This window comes from Pantoea sp. Morm (assembly GCF_016643525.1).
Taxonomy (GTDB): Bacteria; Pseudomonadota; Gammaproteobacteria; order Enterobacterales; family Enterobacteriaceae; genus Pantoea; species Pantoea dispersa.
This window is the reverse complement of record NZ_VOQX01000066.1, coordinates 1-25,759: the sequence shown is the minus strand read 5'-3', so window position 1 is coordinate 25,759 and position 25,759 is coordinate 1. Positions and strand designations below refer to the sequence as shown.

Genomic DNA, 25,759 nt, shown 5'->3' with positions numbered 1-25,759 from the left:
AGTGCGAACGATATCGATTATCATTATCGCGGATGAAAATACAAGTCACCGCGCGAAATTAATTTTGCTTTTGCGGGTCAGGTAGCGATGCGGGAAAGTCAGAGCGGAGTGACAGATTAGGCGATGAATCGCGCGCAGAGGACGTGACACTAACAGTGCGGGGAGCACGGCACTCGCGCTCCCCGCTTTACTCAGGCCATCACCGTTATTTGGTGTTGTATTCCGCTTCGGCAGCAATAAAACGCTGCTGCGCTTCAGCCGACGGTTCGCGACCGGCCAGGCTCACCACAACAATCGCGATGCTGGCAAACAGGAAGCCCGGGATGATTTCATACAGATTGAGCCAGGCATACTGCTTCCAGATCAGCACCGTGGCGGCACCGATAATCATGCCGGCCAGCGCGCCGTTGCGCGTCATGCGCTTCCAGCACACGCCGAACAGCACCACCGGACCGAATGCGGCACCAAAGCCTGCCCAGGCGTAGCTCACCAGGCCGAGCACGCGGTTCTCCGGGTTGGAGGCCAGCGCAATCGACACCAGCGCAATCACCAGCACCATCAAACGGCCAACCCATACCAGCTCTTTCTGGCTGGCATTTTTACGCAGGAAACCTTTATACAGGTCTTCGGTCAGCGCGCTCGAGCACACCAGCAGCTGACAGCTCAGGGTCGACATCACCGCCGCCAGAATAGCTGACAGCAGAATACCGGCGATCCACGGATTGAACAGAATGCGCGCCAGCTCGATAAACACGCGCTCGCCGTTTTCGCTTACGCCCGCCGCCTGCTCCGGATGGTTCTGGAAATAGGCGATACCGAAGAAGCCCACCGCAACAGCACCGGCCAGGCACAGGATCATCCAGGCCATGCCGATGCGGCGCGCGGTGCGAATAGAACGGTGCGAGTCTGCGGCCATGAAGCGCGCCAGAATGTGCGGCTGGCCGAAGTAGCCGAGGCCCCAGCCGAGCAGTGAAATCACCGCCACGAAGTTGAGGCCCTTCAGCATATCGAGGTTTTCCAGGCTTTTCGCTTCAATCACGGCCAGCGAATCATCCAGGCCACCGACGGCGATAATCACAATCACCGGCGTCAGAATCAGGGCAAAAATCATCAGGCTGGCCTGTACGGTATCGGTCCAGCTCACCGCCAGGAAGCCGCCCACCAGCGTATAAAGAATGGTTGCTGCCGCGCCAGCCCACAGCGCGGTTTCATAACTCATGCCGAAAGTGCTTTCAAACAGGCGCGCACCCGCCACGACGCCCGAGGCACAGTAAATGGTGAAGAAGATCAGGATTACCAGTGCCGAGATGACGCGCAGAATTTTGCTGTGGTCTTCGAAGCGGCTGGTGAAAAAGTCTGGCAGGGTTAAGGCATTATTGTGATGCTCGGTCTGCACGCGCAGGCGACCCGCAACAATTTTCCAGTTCAGCCACGCGCCAATCGTCAGGCCGATGGCAATCCAGCTCTCAGAGATCCCGGAGAGAAAAATCGCGCCCGGCAGTCCCATCAGCAGCCAGCCGCTCATGTCCGAGGCCCCGGCCGACAGCGCGGTTACCACGCTGCCCAGGCTGCGACCGCCCAGAATATAGTCGTCAAAGTTTTTGGTTGAGCGGTACGCGATAAAACCAATCAACACCATCCCGAGGATGTAAATGATAAATGTCACCAGCATCGGTGTACTTACTGTCATCTGTCTCTCCACTTATTATTTGATCTCTTAAGAGAAATCTTTTTCCTGCGTTACCGGAACGGGATAACGTCAGGGCTTTACCGCATCCAGAGAAAGCGATTTCTCATAAGGCGCGGTATCCTGCCGCAAAGGTGCGACGCGCACAATGCATTTAACACAGCTGTTACCTGGGTTTCACCTGACTTTGCATTTTTCATGCTCACAGGTTGCGCCTGTTCACATTTTAAGTTGCACCTGATATCAGCCAGGATGCGTTTTGTTGCGGTGGGTTGCAACTCTGGCGAGATTCTTGCAGCAAGTTCTGTGCCGCTTTTGCTGCGTTAACAAAAAAGGCGGTTAAAAACGTGCAACCGAGGTCACATTTAACACGGTTGCACAAAGTTGCAACATGAGTGATAGTGCAGCCCACGCTGAAGTTGATTCACACTTTGAGGACGAGGAAATCATGGGAACCACCACCATGGGGGTGAAGCTGGATGAAGCCACCCGCGATCGCATTAAACTGGCGGCGCAAAAGATTGACCGCACGCCGCACTGGCTGATCAAGCAGGCAATTTTTAACTATCTCGGCCAGCTGGAAGCGGGAGAAACGCTGGCGGAGATCCCGCTGCAGCTGAATGATGCCGCAGACGATGAGCGTGTGCCGGAAGAGAGCTTCCAGCCTTTCCTCGACTTCGCCGAACACATTTTGCCGCAGTCGGTCAGCCGCTCGGCCATCACCGCCGCGTGGCGTCGTCCGGAGACCGATGCGGTGCCGATGCTGCTGGAGCAGGCGCGTCTCCCTGCCCCGCTGGCAGAGAAAACCCACCAGCTGGCATACAGCCTGGCGGACAAGCTACGGCACCAAAAAGGGGCAACCGGACGCGCCGGTATGGTGCAAAGCCTGCTGCAGGAGTTCTCGCTCTCGTCGCAGGAAGGCGTAGCGCTGATGTGCCTGGCGGAAGCGCTGCTGCGTATTCCTGACAAGCCCACCCGCGATGCGCTGATCCGCGATAAAATCAGCAACGGCAACTGGCAGTCCCATCTGGGCCGCAGCCCGTCGATGTTCGTCAACGCCGCCACCTGGGGCCTGCTGTTTACCGGGCGTCTGGTCTCCACCCACAATGAAGCCAACCTGTCTAAATCGCTGAACCGCATCATCGGCAAGAGCGGCGAACCGCTGATCCGCAAAGGCGTGGATATGGCGATGCGCCTGATGGGCGAACAGTTCGTCACCGGCGAAACCATCGCCGAGGCGCTGGCCAACGCGCGCAAGCTGGAAGAGAAAGGCTTCCGCTACTCGTATGACATGCTGGGCGAAGCGGCACTCACCGCCAGCGATGCCAAAGCCTATCTGATCTCCTATCAGCAGGCGATCCACGCTATTGGTAAAGCCTCCAACGGGCGCGGCATTTATGAAGGTCCGGGCATTTCCATCAAGTTGTCGGCGCTGCATCCGCGCTACAGCCGCGCGCAGTATGAGCGGGTGATGGAAGAGCTTTATCCGATCCTGAAATCGCTGACGCTGCTGGCGCGCTCGTATGACATCGGCATCAACATCGATGCTGAAGAGGCCGATCGCCTGGAGTTGTCGCTCGATCTGCTGGAAAAACTCTGTTTTGAGCCGGAGCTGGAAGGCTGGAACGGCATCGGCTTCGTGATTCAGGCTTATCAGAAGCGCTGTCCGTTTGTGATTGATGCGCTGGTGGATCTGGCGCAGCGCAGCCGCCGTCGTCTGATGATCCGTCTGGTGAAAGGCGCTTACTGGGATAGCGAAATCAAACGCGCGCAGATGGAAGGCCTCGAAGGCTATCCGGTTTATACCCGCAAGGTGTACACCGACATCTCCTACCTCGCCTGCGCGCGTAAACTGCTGGCGGTGCCTAACCTGATTTATCCGCAGTTTGCCACCCACAACGCCCACACGCTGGCGGCGATCTACCAGCTGGCGGGCAACAACTACTATCCTGGCCAGTACGAGTTCCAGTGCCTGCACGGCATGGGCGAACCGCTGTACGAGCAGGTAGTGGGCAAAGTGGCCGACGGCAAGCTGAACCGGCCATGCCGGATTTATGCGCCGGTCGGTACCCACGAAACGCTGCTGGCCTACCTGGTGCGTCGCCTGCTGGAAAACGGCGCCAATACCTCGTTCGTCAACCGCATCGCTGACAATACACTGCCGATTGACGAGCTGGTGGCCGATCCGGTGGCTGCGGTGGAGAAAATGGGTGTCGCAGAAGGCGCCATTGGCCTGCCGCATCCGAAGATTCCGCTGCCGCGCGATCTGTATGGCGACAAGCGTGTTAACTCTGCCGGTCTGGATCTGGCCAATGAACACCGCCTGGCGTCGCTCTCCAGCGCCCTGCTCTCCAGCGCCAGCCAGCCGTGGCAGGCTCAGCCGATCATTGATGGCGAGCTGGGTAGCGGCAGCAGCCGCGCGGTGATCAACCCGGCCACGCCGGCGGATATCGTCGGCAGCGTGCGGGAAGCCACCCCTGAAGAGGTCTCCTGTGCGCTGGATGCCGCGGTGAATGCCGGACCGATCTGGTTCGCCACGCCGCCGCAGGAGCGCGCCGCGATCCTCGAACGTGCCGCTCAGGCGATGGAAGACCAGATGCAGCAGCTGATTGGTTTGCTGGTGCGTGAGGCGGGTAAAACCTACAACAACGCCATTGCCGAAGTGCGCGAAGCGGTGGACTTCCTCTACTACTACGCCGGCATGGTGCGTGACGATTTCGATAACGAAACCCATCGCCCGCTCGGTCCGGTAGTGTGCATCAGCCCGTGGAACTTCCCGCTGGCGATCTTTACCGGCCAGATTGCCGCCGCCCTGGCGGCCGGCAACAGCGTGCTGGCGAAACCCGCCGAGCAGACGCCGCTGATTGCCGCGCAGGCGGTGCAGATTATGCTGGATGCCGGCGTACCGGCCGGTGTGCTGCAACTGCTGCCCGGTCAGGGCGAAACGGTGGGTGCGCAGCTGACCGGCGACGAGCGGGTGCGCGGCGTGATGTTCACCGGCTCAACCGCAGTCGCCACCCTGCTGCAGCGCAACCTGGCTGGCCGCCTCGATCCGCAGGGTCGCCCGACGCCGCTGATCGCCGAAACCGGCGGCATGAACGCCATGATCGTCGACTCTTCAGCGCTCACCGAACAGGTGGTGGTGGATATCGTGGCGTCCGCGTTTGACAGCGCCGGCCAGCGCTGCTCGGCGCTGCGTCTGCTGTGCATCCAGGACGATGTGGCGGACCACACGCTGAAGATGCTGCGTGGTGCCATGGCCGAATGCCGCATGGGCAATCCGGAGCGTCTGTCGACCGACGTCGGTCCGGTGATCGACGCTGAAGCCAAAGCCAACATCGAGCGCCATATCCAGGCGATGCGCAATAAAGGCTTTACCGTGTATCAGGCGGTGCAGGAGCATCCGCAGGACAGCAAAGAGTGGCACAGCGGCACCTTTATCAAACCGACGCTGATTGAGCTCGATCAGGTCAGCGATCTGGATAAAGAGGTGTTCGGTCCGGTGCTGCACGTAGTGCGCTATGCGCGCAACAACCTGCCGCAGCTGATTGAGCAGATCAACGCCTCGGGCTATGGCCTGACGCTCGGCGTGCATACCCGAATCGATGAAACCATTGCGCAGGTAACAGCCGGGGCGAAAGTCGGCAACCTGTACGTTAACCGTAATATGGTGGGCGCGGTGGTCGGCGTGCAGCCGTTCGGCGGCGAAGGGCTGTCGGGCACCGGTCCGAAAGCCGGCGGCCCGCTCTATCTCTACCGCCTGCTGGCCCATCGTCCGGACGGCGCCCTGCGCATTACCTTTGATCGTCAGGATGCCGAACGGCCGGTGGACAGCAGCGTGCGCACCACGCTGCTGAGCGCGCATCAGGCATTGCAGAGCTGGGCACAGGATAAGCCGGAACTGCTGGCGCTGTGTCAGCGTTACGATGCGCTGAGCCAGGCCGGAACCGTGCGACTGCTGCCAGGCCCGACCGGTGAGCGCAACACCTTTACGCTGCTGCCGCGCGATCGGGTGCTGTGTATCGCTGATAACCAGCAGGATGCACTGATTCAGCTGGCGGCGGTCACCAGCGTCGGTAGCCAGGCACTGTGGCAGGATGACGAGCTGCACCGGACGCTGCGCCAGTCGCTGCCGGCCGCGGTGCAGGCGCGCATCACGCTGGCGAAAGATGTGCTGGCGGCGGAGTTTGATGCGGTGATCTATCACGGCGATGCCGATCAGCTGCGCAGCCTGTGCGAACAGATTGCCGCCCGCGAAGGTGCGATTGTGTCAGTGCAGGGCTTTGCCCGCGGCGAGACCAATCTGCTGCTGGAACGTCTGCTGATTGAGCGCTCGCTGAGCGTCAATACCGCGGCCGCCGGCGGCAACGCCAGCCTGATGACCATTGGTTAAATAAAGCAGGATCGCCATGGATGGCGTAATGGAGATCGGTGAAGGACACCGCAGGTTGCAATAAGGCCGTAGCGGCGCTATTCATTGTGCGATGAATCGCGCCGCTACGAAACGTTCCGTCGTTTTTGTACCACTTTAAAACTTACCTGCGCACATCACGCCACCGACTTACTGCGTTTCAAACCAATCAGCGTCGGGAACACAAACAGCGACTGCCCCAGCCCGCGGTTGGTCAGTGACCACACCGCCACCGAACACAGCGAACAGATGCCAACAATCGCCAGCGGATAGAAGCACGCCCACAGCAGCGCAAACCACGCCTGCTCAAACAGATGATGGCGCTGCGCAAACAGAATCGCTGACATGCCGAAGAACTCAATAAAAATGCGGTGGATAACGTAGATCTGCAGCGTGTTGCGGCCAATCCAGTTGAAGTAACGCATGCTGAAATGCGCGTTGAGCCAGCGGCACGCCGCCACGCTCACCAGCACCGCGATGATGCACATGAACAGGCTCTTATCGAGGCCAAAAATCACGTGCATACCGGACAGCGCCGCCAGCGCGGCCCACGGCAGAAGGTTCTCGCGGCGCAGCTGACTCAGGCGCAACATCAGCGGGCTCCAGAACGCGCCCAGCAGGAAGAACAGGAAATACTGTGCCACGCTCTGCGGTCCCCAGTAGGGAATGATCTTCTCCACCGCCAGATAATTCAGCACCACCGCCGCCACCAGCAGCGCCACTTTGTGCTGACGGAAGATTTTGGCGCACAGGAAGTAGATCGCCAGACCGTACAGGTACCACGAGGTGCTCATCGCCAGGAAGGTCAGCTTAAGGAACTCCAGCAGCGAACCGGCGTAAGCCGCGTTGAGGTTCTGCGAGATACGCTGGCCGGTGATTTCAGTCGAAATGCCGACAATCGACCACCACTGAATAAAGCCCCACAGCACGTAGAGATAGAACAGATTGGTAATGCGGCTGGTAAATACCTGTTTCCACGGCCGGTTGAGAATGCCGTTGGTGGCAAGCAGGCCGGAGACGAAGAAAAAGGCGGGCATACGCAACGGTGATAACACCGTATTAAACTGCACCCATATTTCCGCCGGGATCCAGCCGGCACTGAGATATTTAACCGTGCCTTCAAAGCCGGGTAATACGGTGTGATACAGTACCACCAGCAATATGCACACTCCTTTCAGGGTATTCACCCATGCAATATCTTCTTTCCTGGCGTTATTCATATTTTTGACTCCTGCTGCGGTGTAGGTCTTAAAGGAGAAGAATGAAGAATCAGGCAGTGAAGCCTTTATGGTTATTCAACGATTATTCAACAAGCAGCAGGGACTGACTCTAGCGAAACTCCTAAAACTTTTTCGCTGGTCCTGATATAACAATACTTTACAGTACCAGAGATAAATTGACCGCCCGGCAGGTTAGCCGTGAATAGCTGTTATTTAAGCCTTCATGGCATAAATTGACGGTGCGCCGCGCACGTAATGCCGCGTGGAAATTAAGAACATTCCGCAGCGGAGTAAACCAGCATTAATTATATCGCCGGGAAATAAATTTATTAATGCGTCAAAAAGGTAAGCGCGGTATTTAATATTTTGCTAGAGGAAAAATAATTCGGGCCAGCGAACCGGCCCGGAGAGATTATTGATTGAGAAACTTGTCGAGAAATTGCCGGGTGCGTGCCTGCTGCGGATTGCTGAACAGCGCTTTAGCCGGGCCCTGCTCCACGATACGCCCCTGATCCATAAAGATGGCGCGATCGGCGACGTCGCGCGCGAAGCTCATCTCATGCGTGACGATCACCATAGTGCGTTTCTCCTGCGCCAGCGCGCGGATGGTGCTGAGCACCTCGCCCACCAGTTCAGGATCCAGCGCCGAGGTTGGCTCATCGAACAGAATCACCTGCGGACGCATCGCCAGCGCCCGGGCAATTGCGACGCGCTGCTGCTGACCGCCGGAAAGCCGGCGTGGAAAACTCTCTTCCTTACCGTGCAGACCAACCTTCTCCAGCAGCGTGCGCGCGCGCGCAATGGCTTCCGCCTTCGCTTCGCCTTTGACGATCACCGGCCCTTCAATGATGTTCTCCAGCACCGAACGGTGCGGGAACAGGTTGAAGTTCTGGAACACAAAGCCGACCTGCTGGCGCAGCTGCCGCACTTTATCCTTCTGCTTATGCAGGCCGAGGCTGGCGTCGATGCTGATGTCACCGACTTTGACCTGGCCGCTTTCCGGAACTTCCAGCAGATTAATACTGCGCAGCAGCGTGGTTTTGCCTGAGCCGCTCGGACCGATGATCGCCACCACTTCGCCGGGCGCGACATCGAGATCGATACCGTGCAGCACCGTCTGACCGTGAAACTGTTTCACCAGCTGACGGACTTCAATTGCACTCATCTTGCCTCCCGATCCTGACGATTGACGTGCGCTTCCAGCCGGTTTTGCAGCGCCGACAGCACCGTAGCCATCACCCAGTAAATCAGCGAGGCCGCCAGATACATGGTGAACACTTCCAGCGTGCGCGAGGTGATCAGCTGCGCCTGCCGGAACAGCTCCGGCACCTGAATGGTGGCCGCCAGCGAGGTATCTTTCACCAGGCTGATAAAGCTGTTACCGAGCGGTGGCAGTGCGGTGCGCGCCGCCTGCGGCAGAATAACGCGACGCAGCGTCTGCCACGGCGTCATGCCGATACTGGCGGCCGCTTCCCACTGACCGCGCTCAATAGCCGCAATCGCGCCACGCAGCGATTCCGAGGCATAGGCCGCGGTGTTGAGTGACAAACCAATCATGGCTGACGGAATCGGGTCGAGCTCAATGCCAAACTGCGGCAGACCGTAGTAGATCATAAACAGCTGGGCAATCAGCGGCGTGCCGCGAAAGATCGACACATAAAAACGCGCCAGCCAGTTAACCGGCCAGAAGCGTGACAGGCGCATCAGCGCCAGCACGAAGCCGAGTATCAGGCCGAAGAACATTCCGCCGATACTCAGCTGCAGCGTGAACAGCGCGCCTTTCAGCAGAAAAGGTGCTGAATCCAGCACCAGCTGTAAACTTTCCTGCATTATTTCGTGACGTCCGCGCCGAACCACTTCTTAGACAGCTTGCTCAGCGAGCCATCTTTCTGCATGTCGGCAATGGCACCATCAATCGCTTTCAGCAGCGATTCATTGCCTTTACGCAGTGCCACGCCCGCTTCCAGACGGGAGAAGGCCGGGCCCGCCACCGCCATGGTATTGCCGGTTTTCTTCACCAGATCCAGCGCGGCTAAGCGGTCGACCAGAATGGCATCCACGCGGCCTGAACGCAGATCCTGATATTTGGTCGGGTCATCGTCATAGGTACGGATATCGACGCCTTTGACGTTGTCGCGCAGCCACTGCTCATAGTTAGAACCGAGACCCACGCCGACTTTCTTGCCGGACAGATCTTCCGGTTTGGTGATGGAGCCCGCGTTTTTCTTCAGCGTCAGCGCCTGCACGCCGGAGATGGTGTACGGCGTGGAGAAATCATACTTCTTCTTGCGCTCGTCGGAGATGGTCACCTGGTTGATCACCACGTCGATACGTTTGGAATCCAGCGAGGCCAGCATGCCGTCCCATTTGGTCGGTTTGAGATCCGCTTTCACGCCGAGGTGTTTTGCCAGCTCCTGGGCAAACTCGACTTCAAAACCGGTCAGCTTGCCGTTTTCATCCTGGAAGCTGAACGGCGGATAGGTGCCTTCCAGCCCGACGCGCAGCTCACCTTTGCTCTTGACCTGCGCCAGCAAATCTTCTGCCGCAAAGCTTTTTACGTTCACGCCCGCCACCAGTGCGACCGCCATCATTCCCATCACCAGCTGGCGACGAATCGGAGAGAAAGCCATGTTTACCCCATTATTGTGATGTGTTGTGTGCTTATGGTTAATTAACGCACATTTTGGGCGCGGCGTGCTTTATCTCGCAATAAAGGGTGCCGCTCCGGCATGTGCTCTTTGTAATAACCGCTGGATTATAAACCTTTTTTTGCTGCTGTCTCATACCGAAGGATGATAAGCAAATAACGCCGGTGCGCCGCCGGTATGCACAAACAGCAACGGCCCTTCCCGGCGGAAACGGTTCTGGCTGATGCCATCGATCAGACCCGCCATCGCTTTGCCGGTGTAGACCGGGTCGAGCATAATGCCCTCCAGCCGCGCCAGCAGGCGCACCGCTTCCATGCCTTCGTCATTGGGTTCGCCGTAGCGCGGCGCAAAATAGTCATCCCACAGGGTTATCGGCGCACGTGCTTCCAGCTCCAGCTGCTGTGCCAGCGCGCTGCGAATGCGCTCCACCACCGGCAGCTGCGCCTCGACCTTGCGCGACACCGTCACGCCCACCAACTCGCTATTCGGCAGCAGCTGTTCCAGACCGACCGCCAGCCCGGCATGCGTCCCGGCACTGCCCGACGCCACCACCACCGCAGCGAAATCCACCACGCCTTCGCTTTGATGGGCGATCTCCTGCGCGCATTCGACGTAGCCGAGTGCGCCAAGCGCATTCGAGCCGCCCACCGGCACAATGTAAGGCCGGAAGCCCTGCGCTTCCAGCCGTTCTGCCTGCTCTGCCAGCTGCTGCGGCGGATTGTGCAGCGCATCAACCATCACGACCTCGACATCCATCAGGTCCAGCAGCAGGCGGTTGCCGTTGCTCAGGTAGTTGGCGGCGTCGGTGCCAATCGGGTTCTCCAGCAGCGCCACACACTTCAAGCCCAGACGTGCCGCCACGGCTGCCGTCTGGCGCACGTGGTTGGACTGGATCGCACCGGCGGTCAGCAGCACATCGGCGCCTTCACGCAGCGCATCGGCCGCGAGAAACTCCAGTTTACGCAGCTTGTTACCGCCCAGCGCCACCGGCGTGACGTCATCACGTTTAATAAAGATATCGCGCCCGAGGTAATCAGACAGGCGTGGCAAATGCTCTAATGGCGTCGGTGCGCCAAGCAGTTCAAGACGGGGAAACTGGTGCAGAAGAGGTAAGGACAATGCAGCCTCCATTCGGGCAATGTGCAGTTATCCCTACAGTGTTGCAGAAGATGAGAAAAGTCGCATCCGGAATTGATCGCGACGCGCCCCGGTTGCTGGCATGCTCACCAGTAACCGGGGCTGAATCACCCTTAGCCGCGCTGCCAGCCTAAGAACTGGTCATATTTGCGCAGTGCAATACGGTAGTTATTGTTGCCCGCATCGGGCAGATCGTTTTGCAGACACTCATGCCAGCTGTTGCCCCGTAACCTTTCTGCCGGGAAATTTTTCGCTTTCAGCATGTCATCAAGACGACGCAGACGCACCACATATTCACGAATGGTACTGTGACTCATCTCGGTCTGCTCAAACAGATATTGTTTGAACGCCATGATATCGAAGTAATTCGGATGGGTATTACAAAAAATATCGCTGCAGAAACGGCACAGCGCCGTCAGTTCCGGCTGGAGTTTCATCCATACCTGATCGTCAATCATCTGGTCCATGCGTGCGATGGCCTCTTTATTGATGATCTGGCCGCGGAACACTAACGCCATACGGTCTAAAACTTTGCCACAGTGTGAACAGTTGCTTTGGCTGTGTTTGTAGTCTTTAAGGTAGCGACTTAACGGTCTGGCTTTAACTTTGGCTCCCATTGCTGAGTCCCCGGTTTTTTTATTTTTGGTTCCCCAGGAACTGAGTCTGTTAGCGCGCTCCCGTCAAACGGGCCCGCAGGCGTTTGATCGCCTGACTGTGCAACTGGCTGACGCGGGATTCCCCCACTTCCAGCACCGCGCCAATCTCTTTCAGGTTCAGTTCTTCCTGGTAGTACAGTGTGAGCACCAATTTTTCGCGTTCAGGCAACGCCTCAATCGCTTCAATCACGCGTTCACGCAGGTTTCCTTCCATTAACTGATGCAACGGGTTGGCTTCCTCATGCCCCTCCGTGACCAGTTCCGCACTGTCGCCGTGTTCTTCCCGATACTCGTCGTACGAGAAAAGCTGGCTGTTATTGGTATCCAGCAGAATCTGCCGGTACTCTTCCAGCGAAACATTCAACCGCTCAGCCACTTCCTGCTCGGTAGCCGCGCGCCCCAACGCTTGCTCTACCTGATGCATAGCGCCGGCCACCTCGCGCGCATTACGACGTACGCTGCGTGGTGCCCAGTCGCGGCTGCGCAGCTCATCCAGCATTGCGCCCCGGATACGCTGCACGGCGTAGGTGGTAAAGGCGGTGCCCTGCAGCGCGTCATAGCGCTCCACGGCATTCAGTAAGCCAATACCACCGGCCTGCAGCAGATCGTCAAGCTCAACGCTGGCTGGCAAACGCACCTGAAGGCGCAGCGCTTCATGCCGCACCAGAGGAACGTAGCGCTGCCAGAGCGAATGTTTATCCATCACGCCATCGGCGGTATAGAGATCGTTCACGTTGACTACCCTGCGTTAATAAAGTTATCGGCATGATTATCCAATTCTGTAGCGGTTTCGATTGGCAGAATAGGCAGGCAAAAGCGAGGTTATTTCAAATTTGTTATGGATGGCGGTGGATCGCACCGCCATTGTGCGCAGGTTCAGCGCAGATTACGCAGCCGCTGCCTTGTGCCAGGCGGGACGGCGTCCCACAGCGCACAGGTTTTACCCTCAAGCGCCTGATAAAAAGGGCTAATGGACTCGTCGCATTCCAGCGCGGAATTAAACAGCACCTGACCGGTTTCTGCGTCAATGCTAATCATTTTGTTGATAAACAGCCGCTGCAGGTCGCTGCGCAGGAACAGGCCGTTGTCGACGCTGTTATCCGCCAGAAAGCCCTCTTCATTCTCCTGGGTGTCGATATGGCAGGCTTCCACCCACGGCCAGCTGTGGCGCTCGGTTAAGCGCGTGCCGGTAATAATGCAGGCACCATAGCGCGCCTTCACCGCCGCGCTGAACTCCGCCTGGCTGGCGCGCTGGAACACTTTCGCCTTGACGCGCCGCCCCACTTCAGTACCCGGCATTACCGCGCTGGGCATTTTCTGCTGTGGTGTGCTGAGCACCACTAAAAACTGGATCTTGCGCGACAGCGGGAAACACGGGTGCGCCTGCGGATCAAACAGCTGCCAGTACTCTTCCTCTTCGGTCTGGCGCATCAGCACCAGCTTAAAGCCGCGGCTGTTGAGCAGGTTTTGCGCCTCCGCCGAGCGGGGATCGAGCATCGCGTACACCCGGGTTTCGCCGATCACTTTCCAGCGTCCGCTTTTACGCGCTTCGTCGTTGCGGCGAAAATAGAGAAACGCCTGCTGATTTTTAAGGTAATGCTCGAATCGGCGCAGGTAGTTTTTGCGCTCGTTATCGTCGGAAACAAACAGCAGATCCTCCAGCGGACTGTTCAGCTCCTCCTGCGCAAACAGCGCGCGGATCACCAGGTTGCGGTAGCTGGTTGACGGGCTGAGCAACCCGCGGGCGGTGAGCTCCTTCTCATCAGGATGCTGCTGCGCATAGCGCAGCGCGATCTCATCGAAGGTCAGTTGCTCACCCGGTAACAAGTCATAATTGAAGCGCATAGACACCCCAGAAACAGGAAAAATAGAGCGTAAAAATTGGAATGATTCTGAAGAGGGTTATCGGCAGTTCTGACGCAGGCTGTAACAGGATGGTTACTTTTTTGAGGTTATGATGCGCAAGGGGAAATCGTCTGCCGCGTAAGAGCCCAATTTGATTTAGCTCAGCAGGAATGCCCACGCGCTGCTTTTCTCTCCTTCCGCTTATCCCCGGCAATGCCCGCTTTTTTATCGGTTATTCGCGCCATCAATTATTCCTGTGCGCTCGTATGCTCACAGCATGACTCTGTGGAGAGCAGAGACGCGTAATAAGGAAGGCAATGATGAAAGGTATAGTGCTGGCGGGCGGGACAGGTTCCCGCCTGCATCCTGTAACCTGCGGCGTATCGAAGCAGCTGTTACCGGTTTATGACAAACCGATGATTTACTATCCACTTTCGGTGCTGATGCTGGCAGGCATTCGTGACATCCTGGTGATTACTACCGCTGAAGATCTGGCGGGATTCCAGCGTTTGCTGGGCGACGGCAGCCATTTCGGCGTCAATCTGCAGTTTGCGGTGCAGCCATCACCCGATGGCCTGGCCCAGGCGTTTATCATCGGTGAGTCTTTTATTGCCGGTGAGCGCTGCGCATTAGTGCTGGGCGATAACATTTTCTTTGGTCAAAGCTTTGGTAAAAAGCTCGAAGATGTGGTCGCGCGACCGCAGGGTGCTACGGTATTTGGCTACCAGGTGATGGACCCTGAGCGCTTCGGCGTGGTGGAATTTGATAAGCAGTTCCGCGCGCTGTCCATTGAAGAAAAACCGCTACAGCCAAAATCGAACTATGCCGTCACCGGCCTCTATTTTTACGATAAAAACGTCTGCGCCATGGCGCGGGAAGTTCGCCCTTCTCACCGCGGCGAACTGGAAATTACCACCCTCAATCAGATGTATCTCGACGATGGGTTGCTTAACGTCGAAGTGCTGGGACGTGGCTTTGCCTGGCTCGACACCGGTACCCACGAGAGCTTACTCGAAGCGTCACACTTCATTCATACCATTGAAAAGCGCCAGGGCTTCAAAATTGCCTGTCTGGAAGAGATCGCCTGGCGCAAGCGCTGGATCGGCAGCGAATCGCTGCTAAAGCGCGCCGCCTATCTCGGCAAAACGCAGTATGGTCACTATCTGAAGATGCTAGTGGAGGAGTGAGATGGAGGTCATCACCACGAAAATTGCTGATGTAAAAATTATCCAGCCTAAAGTGTTTGGCGATGCCCGCGGCTTCTTCCTCGAAACCTTTGAGAAGCGGCGTTATCAGCAACTGCTGGATATCGACCTGGATTTTGTGCAGGACAACTACTCCCGTTCGGCGCGTAACGTGCTGCGCGGGCTGCATTTTCAGAAAACCCAGCCGCAAGGCAAACTGGTGCGCGTGGTACGCGGCGCGGTGTTTGACGTTGCCGTCGATATCCGTGCGGATTCGCCCACCTTTGGCCAATGGACCGGGCTGGAGCTGTCTGAAGAGAACAAAACCCAGCTGTGGATCCCACCGGGTCTGGCACATGGTTTTGTGGTGCTCTCCGAGGTCGCTGACTTCGAATACAAATGTACTGATTACTACAACCCACAGGATGAAGCCTGCCTGATGTGGAATGACGCTGAAATTGCGGTGCAATGGCCGGTAGCGACGCCTCTGCTATCGGTAAAAGATCAACAAGGACTCTCCCTGCAGGAGTTAGTGCAATGCGCGTTTTGTTAACCGGTGCTTATGGCCAGCTTGGCCGTTGTTTACTGGATCGGGTGCCGGCAGAGTGGGTGCTGCTGGCCTGTGGCTCTGCCGAGTTAGATATTACCGACCGCCCGGCGGTGGAACGGGTGGTGAAGAAATTCCGTCCCGATGTGATCATCAATGCCGCCGCGTATACCGCGGTCGATAAGGCAGAAACCGACCGTATCCGCGCCATGAAGGTCAACGCCATCGGCCCGGAAAATCTCGCCATCGCCGCTCACCAGCAGGGCACCCGCTTGATTCATCTCTCCACCGATTATGTGTTTGATGGCAGTAAAAAAACGCCTTATACCGAAAGCGATCTGCCCTGCCCGATTAATTTCTACGGACTGAGCAAATGGGAGGGTGAGAAACGTGTATTCTCCGTGCTGCCGGACGCCGTAGTGATTCGCACCTCATGGGTGTTCAGTGAGTACGGTGCAAACTTTGTCAAAACCATGCTGCGGCTGGCAGAAACCCGCAGCGAAATCAGCGTGGTGAACGATCAGTCCGGCTGCCCGACCTATGCCGGCGATCTGGCACAGGCGATTATCACCCTGGCATCCCGCGCGGAAACCGCCGGCGTTTATCACTACTGTGGCGATGTGGCGGTCAGCTGGTGCGAATTCGCCCAGGCGATTTTTGTGGCCGCGCAGCGGGATGTGCTGGTGAAAGGGATTGGCAGCGCGCAATATCCGATGGCTGCCGCAAGGCCGGTCAACAGCGTAATGAATACCGCGCGGATAGCGGCGCTGGGGGTTGAGGCATCGGACTGGCAAAATCGCGTGCAATCCGCCTGCTTAGCCGGTGATTCAGCCACCGTTCAGCCCGTTCCTGATATCACCGCCCTGCAATAAATATAAAACAAGGCGTCTCAGACGCCTTGTTATTATCCCACCAGAGGTAACGCGCGGCTTGTTAGCTTTTGCTCAGCCAGGCGGTGAATGATTTGCACAATATTGTCAACTTCGGCCAATGCTAAGCCAGGATAGACCGGCAAACATAACACGCGCTGAGACATTTGTTGTGCAATCGGTAAGGCCGCTTCATCAGCGCTAGGTAATCCACGATACATCGGGAAACTGGTGATCAGCGGATAGAAATAACGACGGGCAATAATGTTGTGCTCACGCAGATGAGCATAAAGCTCATCACGACTCAGCGGAAAATCTTCCGTTACCATCACCGGCAGATAAGAGTAGTTCCATTCAACATCAGCCGGAATATGCGGCAGCGTAATGCCATCGATTTCCGCGAGCAAATCATAATAGTGTGCCTGAATACGCGCCCGCTCCGCTAATGCCTGGTCGATGTGCTTTAACTGCAGCAGGCCAAAGGCCGATTGCACCTCGTTCATCTTGCCGTTAATGCCGGTCGCCACAATGGTGGTTTCATCTGCAAAACCAAAATTCTTCAGGTAATCGATGCGCTTTTTGGTTTTAGCATCCGGGCAAATAATTGCGCCACCTTCAATGGTATTGAAAACCTTCGTTGCGTGAAAACTTAAAATCGACAAGTCACCATAATTCAATATGCTGTTGCCGTTTTTACGGACGCCAAAGGCGTGAGCAGCATCGTAAATGACTTTCAGCCCGTACAGGTCAGCGATGCGCTGAATATTCTCCACGTCGCACGGATTGCCGTAGCAGTGGACCGGCATAATGGCTGTGGTTCTCGGTGTAATGGCCTGCTCTATTTTGGAGGCATCGATATTACAGCTTACCGGGTCGATATCGACAAACACCGGGGTTAACCCATTCCACAACAGAGAATGCGAGGTGGCGACAAAAGAATAAGGTGTGGTGATGACTTCACCGGTAATACGCAGCGCCTGCAGCGCCGTCAGCAACGCCAGCGTGCCATTGGTAAATAAGCAGAGATGCTCAACACCTAAATAGCGTGCCAGCTCCTGTTCAAGTTGCTGATGGAAGGGCCCGCCGTTGGTCAGAACTTTATTCTGCCAGATCTGTTCAAGGTAAGGCATGAACTCTTCCAGCGGTGGCATAAGCGGGCTGGTTACATACACAGGTTTATTATTCATAATCTTTCACCTCAGCAGAGTGCCTTTTCACACCAACCCACCCTTGAAAGTTATCAGCCGGGTCATTCCCTGCAGAACAGGTTTCCGCCTCAGCCAGCGATGAGGCGGTGAATGACCGCAGAGTGTGGTGTTATCCAGATTGAAACTGCATTGACCTGCTGCAGTGCAGCAGGTCAAAAATTAACGCTTCAGCGTCCAGGCTTGTGACCAGCTTTGCAGGTTCTCGCCTTCCAGCATCCAGTCCTGGCGAATTTCCTGTTGCAGCCTGGCGCCCATTTGGGCACTCGCCGCGGGGTCCAGCAGATGCATATTGATGGCGTCCACCCAGTCTTTGTGGCGGTTCTTCACGCGCGTAACGGTTAAATCACCGCGATAACACGCCACATCACTGCAAATCACCGGAATGCCGCAGGCACCATATTCCATCAGGCGCAGATTACTTTTACAGGTGTTGAAAAAGTTATCTTCGACAGGCGCTAACGCGAGGTCGAGATTAAGCGAAGCCAGTTTGGCCGGATAACGCTCAATTTCTACGCCGTGGTGATATTCATGAATAAAAGGCCGCAGCTTTGGCGGGCACATGCCAAAAAACACCCATTCCACGTCATTAGCAAAATGGCGCACCACATCGACAATCATTTCCAGATCGCCGGTATGACTGGAGCCCCCGGCCCAGCCAACGCGTGGTTTTTTCCCCTGATTGCGCAGCGACTGCAGCTTGCCCCACCAGTCATGCGAAAGACGGTTTTTACACACCACAATATCGTGGTGCATATCCGCGAACGCTTCGGCTAAGGGTTCGGTGGATACGACAAAGCGATCCATATAACTCAGGCTGCGCCGCATCAGTTTTTTAACATCGTTGCCAAACTGTGAGCGATGATGGTTTTTGAGCGGAATATTCGGCAGGTAGTCGTCGAGCTCGTAAATTTTAAACGCCTGCGTATGCTTACTGACTTTCTCCAGCCATTCATGAAACTCCGCGTCAATCCGGCGCTGGAAAATCAGGCTATCGGGCGCGAAGCGATTGAGCTCGGCAACATTAATCAGCGTGGAGGAGAGTTTGCCATCCACCAGGCCGGCATCACGCATCGCCTCATAGGGCTTGATGATGCGATAGTAACCACAACCGGCAAAATCAGCCATGAAAGGCATAACCACCGGCAATGGCCGCCACGAAAGCGGACGCCATGTCAGTTCGCTGTCGGAGGACACGCTAAAGTTGATGTTATTGAGCGTCAGGTTGGGGTTATACGCCGGATCCTGGGTCACGATGGCCTGCCATTTCTGCAGCTGACGATCTTCCTCCTGGCTTCGACTCTGCGTGTCGACCGTCAGTTCAGGATTAACCTGCCGCAGCATACGCACGTACGGTGTCCAGACCGTCATCAACCCGGCTTCGCGCACGCGCAGACAGAAGTCGACATCGTCGAAATGCTGCAGCGTCTCATCCAGACCCTCAACGGCGCGAAACACCTCGGTACGCACCATCATCAGATCGCCTGACACCGCGCTGTAGTTCTGGTCGGCTTGCAAACGCGCCATGTGTCCCGCGGTTTCATGGCTCTCACCATAGAACGGCTCACCTACCAGGCCGTTAATCCCCAGCACATAACCGGCGTGCCGTACCTGACCATTTGCGTAGATTTGCCGGGCGCCAACAATAGCGACTTCCGGACGTTGTGCATGGTTAAGCAGGTTTTCCAGCCAGCTGTTATCAAGCATGGCCAAATCGCTACTCAGCAGCAGCAGGTAATCGCCTCTGGCCACAGCGGCGGCGGCATTGACCATTCTGGCGCGATGAAAACCGCCCTCAATCTGCAATGTGCGAATGCGTGCCGGGTCGATCTCAGCGATACCGCGCAGCCATTCGTCCTGGGCGGCACTTCCGCCCTGAGCAGAAACCAGGAGCAATTCATAATTCTGTGAGGCGGTTTTTTCCATCAGCGAGGTGACGCAACTCACCAGGTTCGGGAGGTGATTACTCACCAGAACGATGATGGAAACCGGGGCCGACTGCGGGTGACCATAATGCAGCTGATAAACATTATGTGGGCTCAGGCTGACATCGGCCTGTGCGTAGCCGCGGTGCTGCAGGTGGGTGCGGATGAGGGCGCGCTCTTCATCCACCGGCTGTCGTAATGAGACGGTTTGCACTAACGGCTCAGCCAGATGCCCAATCACATTAAAAGGCTGGCTTTCGATGGTGCGCAGAATCACGTCCAGTTCAAAACAGCCCGGCCAGTGCGTGGCAAACCCGCCTGTCTGTTGCAAAAATTCGCGGCGGAACAGCCAGTGGCAGGCCATTCTCGATGGAGTACTGAGTAGCAGGTCAAGGTTAAAGTCAGGGCGGAAGGATGCGCCAACCGGACGGCCATTGACCGGATACACCTCATCGGCATAAATCAACTGGCAATGACCGACCTCCGGCAGCACCGTTCCCAGCGCCTGCAAACCTGAGGTATACAGTTGACTGCCGGCCCGTAATACTATCAGCCAGTCGAAATGTCCCTCTTTGGTCAGCGTGTTGAGCGCAGCGACTACCTGATTGTCGCGCACATCAATACGCTGCACAGAGGCAGGAATAAACGATTGATACGGTGCCGCCAGCACCACCGGTTGCAGGCTCAGACCGGCCACGGCGACATCCAGACTGGCCTGTGTCAGCAGCCACTCGGTCTCAGTCGCATCGCGCACATCAATCACCACGGCAATACGTGCGACCGGCTGACTGGCAAGATGCAGTGCAATCAGCTGTTGTTCGATGGGCCGCAGCGTGCGTTGGCGGAACCACTCGGCAAAATGGCTCTCTACCCGCGCATTCTGCAGCGCCGTTGTCAGGTCAAACGGCTGGAAGTCCTGCTGGCTGCGCAGCGTGGCGTGACGAATCCAGCCCTGCGGCAGTTGCTCATCATACCAGCCCAGTTTTTTGATCTCTTCCGGAAAGCGCTGGTGAGACTGACTGGCTATATTGCCATCGAGGCGCGCTTCCTGACTGGTTTGCTCACGCGAGATACGAATCTGCGCCAGCACCTGCGGTAAATAGACCAGATGACCATGACGTAACAAGCGCAGGTAAATCACCAGATCGGCAATGAACGGCAACCCTTCATCGATCAACGCATGCAGCTCGCGCGGCTCCGCCACCAGCTTGCGCAGCGCCGCGCTGCGCACTAAAACGGCACTGGGTTCACCGATAAAGTTGTTCAGGAAATCAGCCTGCCAGCGGGCCATATCCTGACCATGAAAAATCGTGTCTTCTAATACCGGCGATACGCTGTAAATCTCGTCTGCCATCAGCTTACCGACGGAATCAATGCGATTACGTCTGGCTGTCGCCATCACCGCTTGCGGCACCTGCGACAGCGCCGCGACTAATTGCGAGACGGCCTGCGGCAGAAGCACATCATCATCATAAAGGAATTTTACGTATTCGCCTTTGGCGCGACGTATTGCCTGACTGAGGTTAGCGATTTCGCCTAATGCGGGATGATGATGCTGGTAATAGATGGGAAATTTACTGTTTACCTGATACGCACTGGCAATATCCTCGATTTTTGCATCAGGACAATCATCGCCAATGATGATTTCACAATGAGGGTAATCCTGTGCTAATGCACTTTTCAGCGCCAGTTCAAACCAGGTGGCTTTATAAGCAGGGATGATTATGCTTACCAGTGCGTTCGCGTTCATTGTCGGTTGTATCCTCAGCCTCGGCGATAACTCACGTCTGTGTGACGTCTCTTTCAGCTCAGAATACGCGGCGCGCCCGGAAACAATCGCGCCATTATCCAGTAAAAAAGCGGTTAATCCCGCCCATAAAAAAGGCCCCCAGTTGGGGGCCTGATCTGCGTAAGAAAGGATTAACGCAGCAGAGACAGCATGGTCTGTGGCACCTGGTTGGCCTGCGCCAGCACCGAAGAACCTGCCTGCTGCAGGATCTGCGCGCGCGACATGTTCGACACTTCTGTCGCGTAGTCAGAATCCTGAATACGGCTGCGCGCAGCTGACAGGTTGTTCACGGTGTTGTTCAGGTTGGTGATGGTGGACTCAAAGCGGTTCTGTGAGGCACCCAGCAGGCTGCGCTGTGAGTCAACAGATTTGATGGCCGCATCGATGTCTGCCAGTGGCGTGGTACCAGAAGCTGCACCAGATGCACCACCGGTCACTTTACCTTTGAGTACGTCAAAGCCAACAGCTTCAGTTGAACGCGTGGTACCGTTAACGGTATCGCCGGAAGCCATTGCACGGGTGTTCAGATCGGTACCGCTGGTGCCGGCTTTCGCCAGGTTGTAACCATCGCTGGCGCTGATGGTGATAGCGATGGTTTCGCCGTCTTTTGAACCCACCTGGAAGCTGTAGTCGGTTGAGCCGGAACCGGTGTTCAGCACTTTGATGCCGTTGAAGTCGGTCTGCGACGTTACGCGGTTGATCTCTTCCATACGCTGGTTAACTTCAGCCTGGATGGAGTCGATGTCTGAAGCCGAGTTGGAGCTGTTCTGCGCCTGCACGGTCAGGTCACGCACACGCTGCAGGTTGTTGTTGATCTCGGACAGCGCGCCTTCAGCGGTCTGAGCCAGTGAGATACCGTCGTTGGCGTTACGGGCAGCAACGGTCAGGCCGTTGATGTTGGAGGTGAAGCGGTTAGCAATCGCCTGACCTGCAGCATCATCTTTGGCGCTGTTAATACGCAGACCAGAAGAGAGACGCTCAATAGCGGTACCCAGAGAAGCCTGTGACTTGGACAGGTTGTTTTGCGTGGTCAGCGACAATGTGTTGGTATTGATAACGGCCATGATAAATTCCTTGAGTCAATGAGTTGAGATTCTATCGGGCTTTTGGCCCGAGGCCATTCAGCTTGCTTTGGTTATCGTCGGTGCCTGAGAAAACCTTAGCTATTTTTTTAAACCCCGAAAACAGGCCCTTATCCCTTCTTTATTTGCCTCATTGTTTTTTTATATTTTGTCTAATATTTTTCCGCTCACTGCCGATACCCTCCTCAGTGATTATCCACCTATAAAGGATTACAACATGGCAAGTGTAAGTAACCTCAATGCTGGTAATAGCCTGGGTTTGAGCGATCTGTATGACCAGCTTGAAACGGCAGAAAAAGCCAACCTGACGCCAATTACAAATCAGCAAACCTCTTATAAAGCCAAGCTGACAGCATGGGGCGTCGTGCAAACGGCACTGGCGAAAGTCCAGACAGCTGCCGCTGCGCTCAAAGACACGTCTGCAATTGCCTCAACAAAAGTCAGTAGCACCAATACCGCGTTCACCGCCACGCTGGCCAATGATGCGGCGGCCGGTAACTTTTCGGTTGAAGTCACCCAACTGGCTAAAGCGCAGTCGCTGCTGTCGAAAAGCGCGACCAGTAAAGATGGCGATTTAGGCGATTCCAGCCTCGCCTCGCGCACCATCACCATTACGCAACCGGGTCAGAAAGACCCAATGACCATCACGCTGAGCAAAGATCAAACCAGCCTGACGGACATTAAAGATGCGATTAACAAACAGCAGGGCAGCGTTACCGCCAGTATCATCAAATCCGATGACAATACCTATTATCTGGCCCTGACCTCGCGTGATACCGGCACCACCAACGAGATGACGGTTTCTACCGATGACAGCGCCCTGGCGCAGTATATTGGTTTTACCAAAGGTGGCAGCAGCAATGGTATGACGGAGCAGGTAACCGCTGCCGACGCCAAACTGAGCATCAACGGCGTCGCCATCACCCGCAGCAGCAACACCATTACTGATGCGCCGGAAGGCGTCACGCTGAATCTGACCAAAACCAACACCGGCAGCCCGGAAACCTTATCCGTCACCAAGGATAATGCGCCGATGATCGCCGCGGTGCAGGCTTACGTTGACGCGTACAACTCGCTGCAGACCACCATCAGTAACCAGACCAAATACACTGCCGTGGATCAGGGCAGTACCTCGCAGGACTCCAGCAATGGCGATCTGTTAGGTGATGGCACGCTGCGTAACATCCAGACCAGCCTGCGCTCCAAGCTGTCCACCAGTGCCCAAAGCGGCGGCAGTATTTCCCTGCTGTCACAAATCGGTATTACCCAGGACGTGAATGGCAAGCTGACCGTCGACAGCACCAAGCTGAACAAAGCGCTGGATGAAAAATCGGCGGATGTGGTCAGTTTCCTGTCCGGTGACGGCAAAACCACCGGCTTTGCGACGCAAACCAGTAACTATCTGGATCAGATTTTAGGCAGCAATGGCTCTGTACAGAACGCCACTGATGGCATCAATAAAACGCTGAAAAAACTGTCTGACGATTACGATCGGGTAAACGCACAGATTACCGCCACTATGGCGCGCTACAAGACACAGTTCACGAACCTGAATACGCTGGTCTCATCCATGACCCAGACCCAGAACTATCTGACGCAGCAGTTCGCGAACATGAGCAGTTAACAGGAGTTAAATATGTACGCTAAATCGGGAACGCAGGCCTACGCACAGGTCGGTCTGGAAAGTGCCGTGTTAAGCGCCAGCCCACATCAGCTGGTGGTTTTACTGTTTGATGGCGCGCTCAGCGCCATGAAGAAAGCCACCATTCTGATGGATCAGGGCGACATTCCCGGTAAAGGCCAGGCGCTGTCGAAAGCCATTAATATCATTACTAATGGCTTACGCGCCGGGCTGAACCATGAAGCCGGTGGAGAGATTTCTGCCAATCTGGATAATCTTTACGAGTACATGACCCGCCGTCTGCTGGAAGCCAACCTGCACAACGATCCGGCAGCGATTGCGGAAGTCGAGCGCTTGCTGAGCAACATTGCCGACGCGTGGAAACAAATTGGTCCTCACGCCGTTCAGGAAGCGTAACCATGACTTCAGATAACGACCTGCTGCAGGGGTATCAGCGTTTGCTCAGCCTGAGTAATCAGATGTTGAAACAGGCGCGCCAGGGGCACTGGGATGATTTAGTGTCCAGTGAGGCAGCTTACGTGAGCAGCGTTAAGCACGTAGCGCACGACCGTGATACCTCCGCCCTGCCTGCTGCGCTGCGTGTCCAGTTACGGCCCATGCTGAAGCAGGTGATGGACAATGAGCTTGAGATTAAGCAGTTGATGGCGACCCGCATGGAAGAACTGCGTTCGCTGGTCCAGCAAACCACGCAGCAACAGAAAGTCACCAACGCGTATGGTCGTTTTTCCAGTCAGGTGCTTTACCCCAGCGATTTATAATCCTCTCTGTCAGGGAGACGCTGTTCTCCCTGGATTCTTACCGCCCCCGCCATGCTAAGCGTTTAATTACCCCCTTAAACTGAGCCTTATTACCGCCTTGAATGATGGCAACTGTGGCACATTTAACGCAGACCTTTTCAGCCTTGCCGGCTGTATTCTCTCTTTATAAGGCAACGACATGCTCGATATCGCGGATTTAAAAGTTTTTTTTCAGGAGCCTGAAATACAGCAGCTCATCGATGACACCTGGGATAAGGTCGGTGATGCTCTGGCACAGGCGCAGGCAGAATTACCGGCAGAGCTGGCCATGGCGCGCCGTGAACTCTCTTTCCATAGCCATGTAAAATGCCTGGGTTATCTTTGCTGGTTACTCGAGCATAATAATGTGGCGGGTGACATCATTGAAATCGGCGTGTGGAAAGGGAAATCGACGGCTTTCATGAATGAAATTTGCCAGCATAAACGTCGCATTATCAGCATCGATCCCATGGAGCTGGCAAATCAGGAAAGTGAGCTGCGCTTTTATCACGAAAAGCTGTTTCCCCAGGTTAATCTCATCCGTGGCTACTCTGAATTAAGTATTGAGCGGGTGCAGGCCCTTAATCCGCGTACCGTATTACTGCATATTGACGGCGGACACGAAGGCCGCCATGTATTGCTCGATTTCCTGTTATATTCGCCCACCCTGGTGCAAGGCGGCTTTATCGTCTTTGACGATTATCGCGATCACCAGTATTCACCGCAGGTCGGTCCTGCTGTGGATTTATTACGCGCGGGTGGCTATTTTAATGGGTTCGATGTGATTGGCAGTTTGCCCGGCTTTGAAAACAGCTATTTATTGCAGAAGCGATAACCGTTCCAGCCTGATGAAATGTCCTCTCCCGCAGTCGGGAGAGGAAGAAAAGCATTTCAGCTCTGTCCCTTATTTCTCTGCCGAGACCGGCCTGAGAATCTGCGGCTCAATATCCTGAATCACCGCATCGCCAGGGCGCTTTGCCACTTCGTCCAGCGCCTGCTGGCACTCGACGGTTGGGCGTTCCACTTTACGCAGCGTCAGGCCATCGTAGTGCAGCTCACCGTTCTCCAGCGAGAGCGGCATCACACGCGCCTGACGGTTAACGTTAACCCAGTCATCATCCAGGCGCGTCAGCTTG

At 56.0% G+C, this 25,759-nt stretch carries 20 protein-coding genes and 1 pseudogene; 8 read left to right on the top strand and 13 right to left on the bottom strand.

Going from position 1 to position 25,759, the window contains the following annotated elements:
- Positions 1–205 precede the first annotated feature (205 nt).
- Positions 206–1,690, bottom strand: coding sequence for a sodium/proline symporter PutP (putP, locus tag FT726_RS19695; protein WP_346303253.1), 1,485 nt, complete (start codon positions 1,688–1,690; stop codon positions 206–208).
- 445 nt (positions 1,691–2,135) lie between these two features.
- Between putP and putA the strand changes: the two genes are divergently transcribed.
- The gene (putA, locus tag FT726_RS19690; protein ID WP_346303254.1) at positions 2,136–6,080 is read left to right on the top strand and encodes a trifunctional transcriptional regulator/proline dehydrogenase/L-glutamate gamma-semialdehyde dehydrogenase; all 3,945 of its coding nucleotides are present in this window, start codon (positions 2,136–2,138) and stop codon (positions 6,078–6,080) included.
- A 155-nt stretch (positions 6,081–6,235) separates the two neighbouring features.
- On the opposite strand, the gene FT726_RS19685 is transcribed toward putA, so the two are convergent.
- The 8 genes from FT726_RS19685 to FT726_RS19650 form a co-directional block, all read right to left on the bottom strand.
- Complete coding sequence (locus tag FT726_RS19685; protein ID WP_288421790.1) at positions 6,236–7,318, bottom strand: acyltransferase family protein; 1,083 nt, start codon at positions 7,316–7,318, stop codon at positions 6,236–6,238.
- 412 nt (positions 7,319–7,730) lie between these two features.
- Positions 7,731–8,483 (bottom strand): L-cystine ABC transporter ATP-binding protein TcyN, encoded by a 753-nt coding sequence (gene tcyN / locus FT726_RS19680; protein WP_021509905.1) that lies wholly within the window; start codon positions 8,481–8,483, stop codon positions 7,731–7,733.
- On the bottom strand, positions 8,480–9,148 hold the full coding sequence (gene tcyL / locus FT726_RS19675) for a cystine ABC transporter permease (protein WP_058757420.1): 669 nt from the start codon (positions 9,146–9,148) through the stop codon (positions 8,480–8,482). Before tcyL ends, tcyN begins: the two co-directional genes overlap by 4 nt.
- On the bottom strand, positions 9,148–9,948 hold the full coding sequence (tcyJ, locus tag FT726_RS19670) for a cystine ABC transporter substrate-binding protein (protein ID WP_282996522.1): 801 nt from the start codon (positions 9,946–9,948) through the stop codon (positions 9,148–9,150). The genes tcyL and tcyJ overlap by 1 nt, the downstream gene beginning before the upstream one ends.
- Positions 9,949–10,098: 150 nt before the next feature.
- Positions 10,099–11,097, bottom strand: coding sequence for a D-cysteine desulfhydrase (locus FT726_RS19665; RefSeq protein ID WP_407075078.1), 999 nt, complete (start codon positions 11,095–11,097; stop codon positions 10,099–10,101).
- A 119-nt stretch (positions 11,098–11,216) separates the two neighbouring features.
- Positions 11,217–11,720 carry a flagella biosynthesis regulatory protein FliZ gene (gene fliZ / locus FT726_RS19660; protein WP_031280184.1) on the bottom strand — a complete coding sequence of 168 codons (504 nt, stop codon included), beginning with the start codon at positions 11,718–11,720 and terminating at the stop codon, positions 11,217–11,219.
- 49 nt (positions 11,721–11,769) lie between these two features.
- Positions 11,770–12,492 carry an RNA polymerase sigma factor FliA gene (locus FT726_RS19655; RefSeq protein ID WP_021509900.1) on the bottom strand — a complete coding sequence of 241 codons (723 nt, stop codon included), beginning with the start codon at positions 12,490–12,492 and terminating at the stop codon, positions 11,770–11,772.
- Between the two features lie 143 nt (positions 12,493–12,635).
- Positions 12,636–13,604, bottom strand: coding sequence for an HNH endonuclease signature motif containing protein (locus FT726_RS19650; RefSeq protein ID WP_264239921.1), 969 nt, complete (start codon positions 13,602–13,604; stop codon positions 12,636–12,638).
- A gap of 320 nt (positions 13,605–13,924) precedes the next feature.
- Between FT726_RS19650 and rfbA the strand changes: the two genes are divergently transcribed.
- The 3 genes from rfbA to rfbD are packed head-to-tail and all read left to right on the top strand — an operon-like array spanning position 13,925 to position 16,207.
- Positions 13,925–14,791, top strand: a complete 867-nt coding sequence (rfbA, locus tag FT726_RS19645; protein WP_282996528.1) for a glucose-1-phosphate thymidylyltransferase RfbA — start codon at positions 13,925–13,927, stop codon at positions 14,789–14,791.
- A 1-nt stretch (position 14,792) separates the two neighbouring features.
- Positions 14,793–15,341, top strand: a complete 549-nt coding sequence (rfbC, locus tag FT726_RS19640; RefSeq protein ID WP_021509897.1) for a dTDP-4-dehydrorhamnose 3,5-epimerase — start codon at positions 14,793–14,795, stop codon at positions 15,339–15,341.
- Entirely contained in the window at positions 15,326–16,207 is an 882-nt protein-coding gene (rfbD, locus tag FT726_RS19635) for a dTDP-4-dehydrorhamnose reductase (protein WP_346303251.1), read from the top strand. Before rfbC ends, rfbD begins: the two co-directional genes overlap by 16 nt.
- Before the next feature lie 32 nt (positions 16,208–16,239).
- On the opposite strand, the gene FT726_RS19630 is transcribed toward rfbD, so the two are convergent.
- The 3 genes from FT726_RS19630 to FT726_RS19620 all read right to left on the bottom strand — a co-directional run bounded on the left by FT726_RS19630 (position 16,240) and on the right by FT726_RS19620 (position 22,187).
- A complete protein-coding gene (locus FT726_RS19630; protein WP_262257737.1) occupies positions 16,240–17,391 on the bottom strand; it encodes a DegT/DnrJ/EryC1/StrS aminotransferase family protein in 1,152 nt (383 codons plus the stop codon).
- A gap of 180 nt (positions 17,392–17,571) precedes the next feature.
- Positions 17,572–21,084, bottom strand: coding sequence for a glycosyltransferase (locus tag FT726_RS19625; protein WP_346303250.1), 3,513 nt, complete (start codon positions 21,082–21,084; stop codon positions 17,572–17,574).
- Between the two features lie 170 nt (positions 21,085–21,254).
- Positions 21,255–22,187, bottom strand: coding sequence for a flagellin (locus tag FT726_RS19620; protein ID WP_058771164.1), 933 nt, complete (start codon positions 22,185–22,187; stop codon positions 21,255–21,257).
- A 235-nt stretch (positions 22,188–22,422) separates the two neighbouring features.
- Between FT726_RS19620 and fliD the strand changes: the two genes are divergently transcribed.
- The 4 genes from fliD (at position 22,423) to FT726_RS19600 (ending at position 25,458) form a co-directional block, all read left to right on the top strand.
- Positions 22,423–23,829, top strand: coding sequence for a flagellar filament capping protein FliD (gene fliD, locus FT726_RS19615; RefSeq protein ID WP_238561862.1), 1,407 nt, complete (start codon positions 22,423–22,425; stop codon positions 23,827–23,829).
- A gap of 12 nt (positions 23,830–23,841) precedes the next feature.
- Positions 23,842–24,243: a flagellar export chaperone FliS gene (fliS, locus tag FT726_RS19610; protein ID WP_021509889.1), complete on the top strand. Its 402-nt coding sequence runs from the start codon at positions 23,842–23,844 to the stop codon at positions 24,241–24,243.
- Positions 24,244–24,245: 2 nt separating this feature from the next.
- Entirely contained in the window at positions 24,246–24,605 is a 360-nt protein-coding gene (gene fliT, locus FT726_RS19605; protein ID WP_282996769.1) for a flagella biosynthesis regulatory protein FliT, read from the top strand.
- A gap of 178 nt (positions 24,606–24,783) precedes the next feature.
- A complete protein-coding gene (locus FT726_RS19600) occupies positions 24,784–25,458 on the top strand; it encodes a class I SAM-dependent methyltransferase (protein WP_058757411.1) in 675 nt (224 codons plus the stop codon).
- 69 nt (positions 25,459–25,527) lie between these two features.
- Here FT726_RS19600 and FT726_RS19595 read toward each other — a convergent pair.
- Positions 25,528–25,759, bottom strand: a pseudogene (locus FT726_RS19595) (hypothetical protein); the annotation flags it as partial.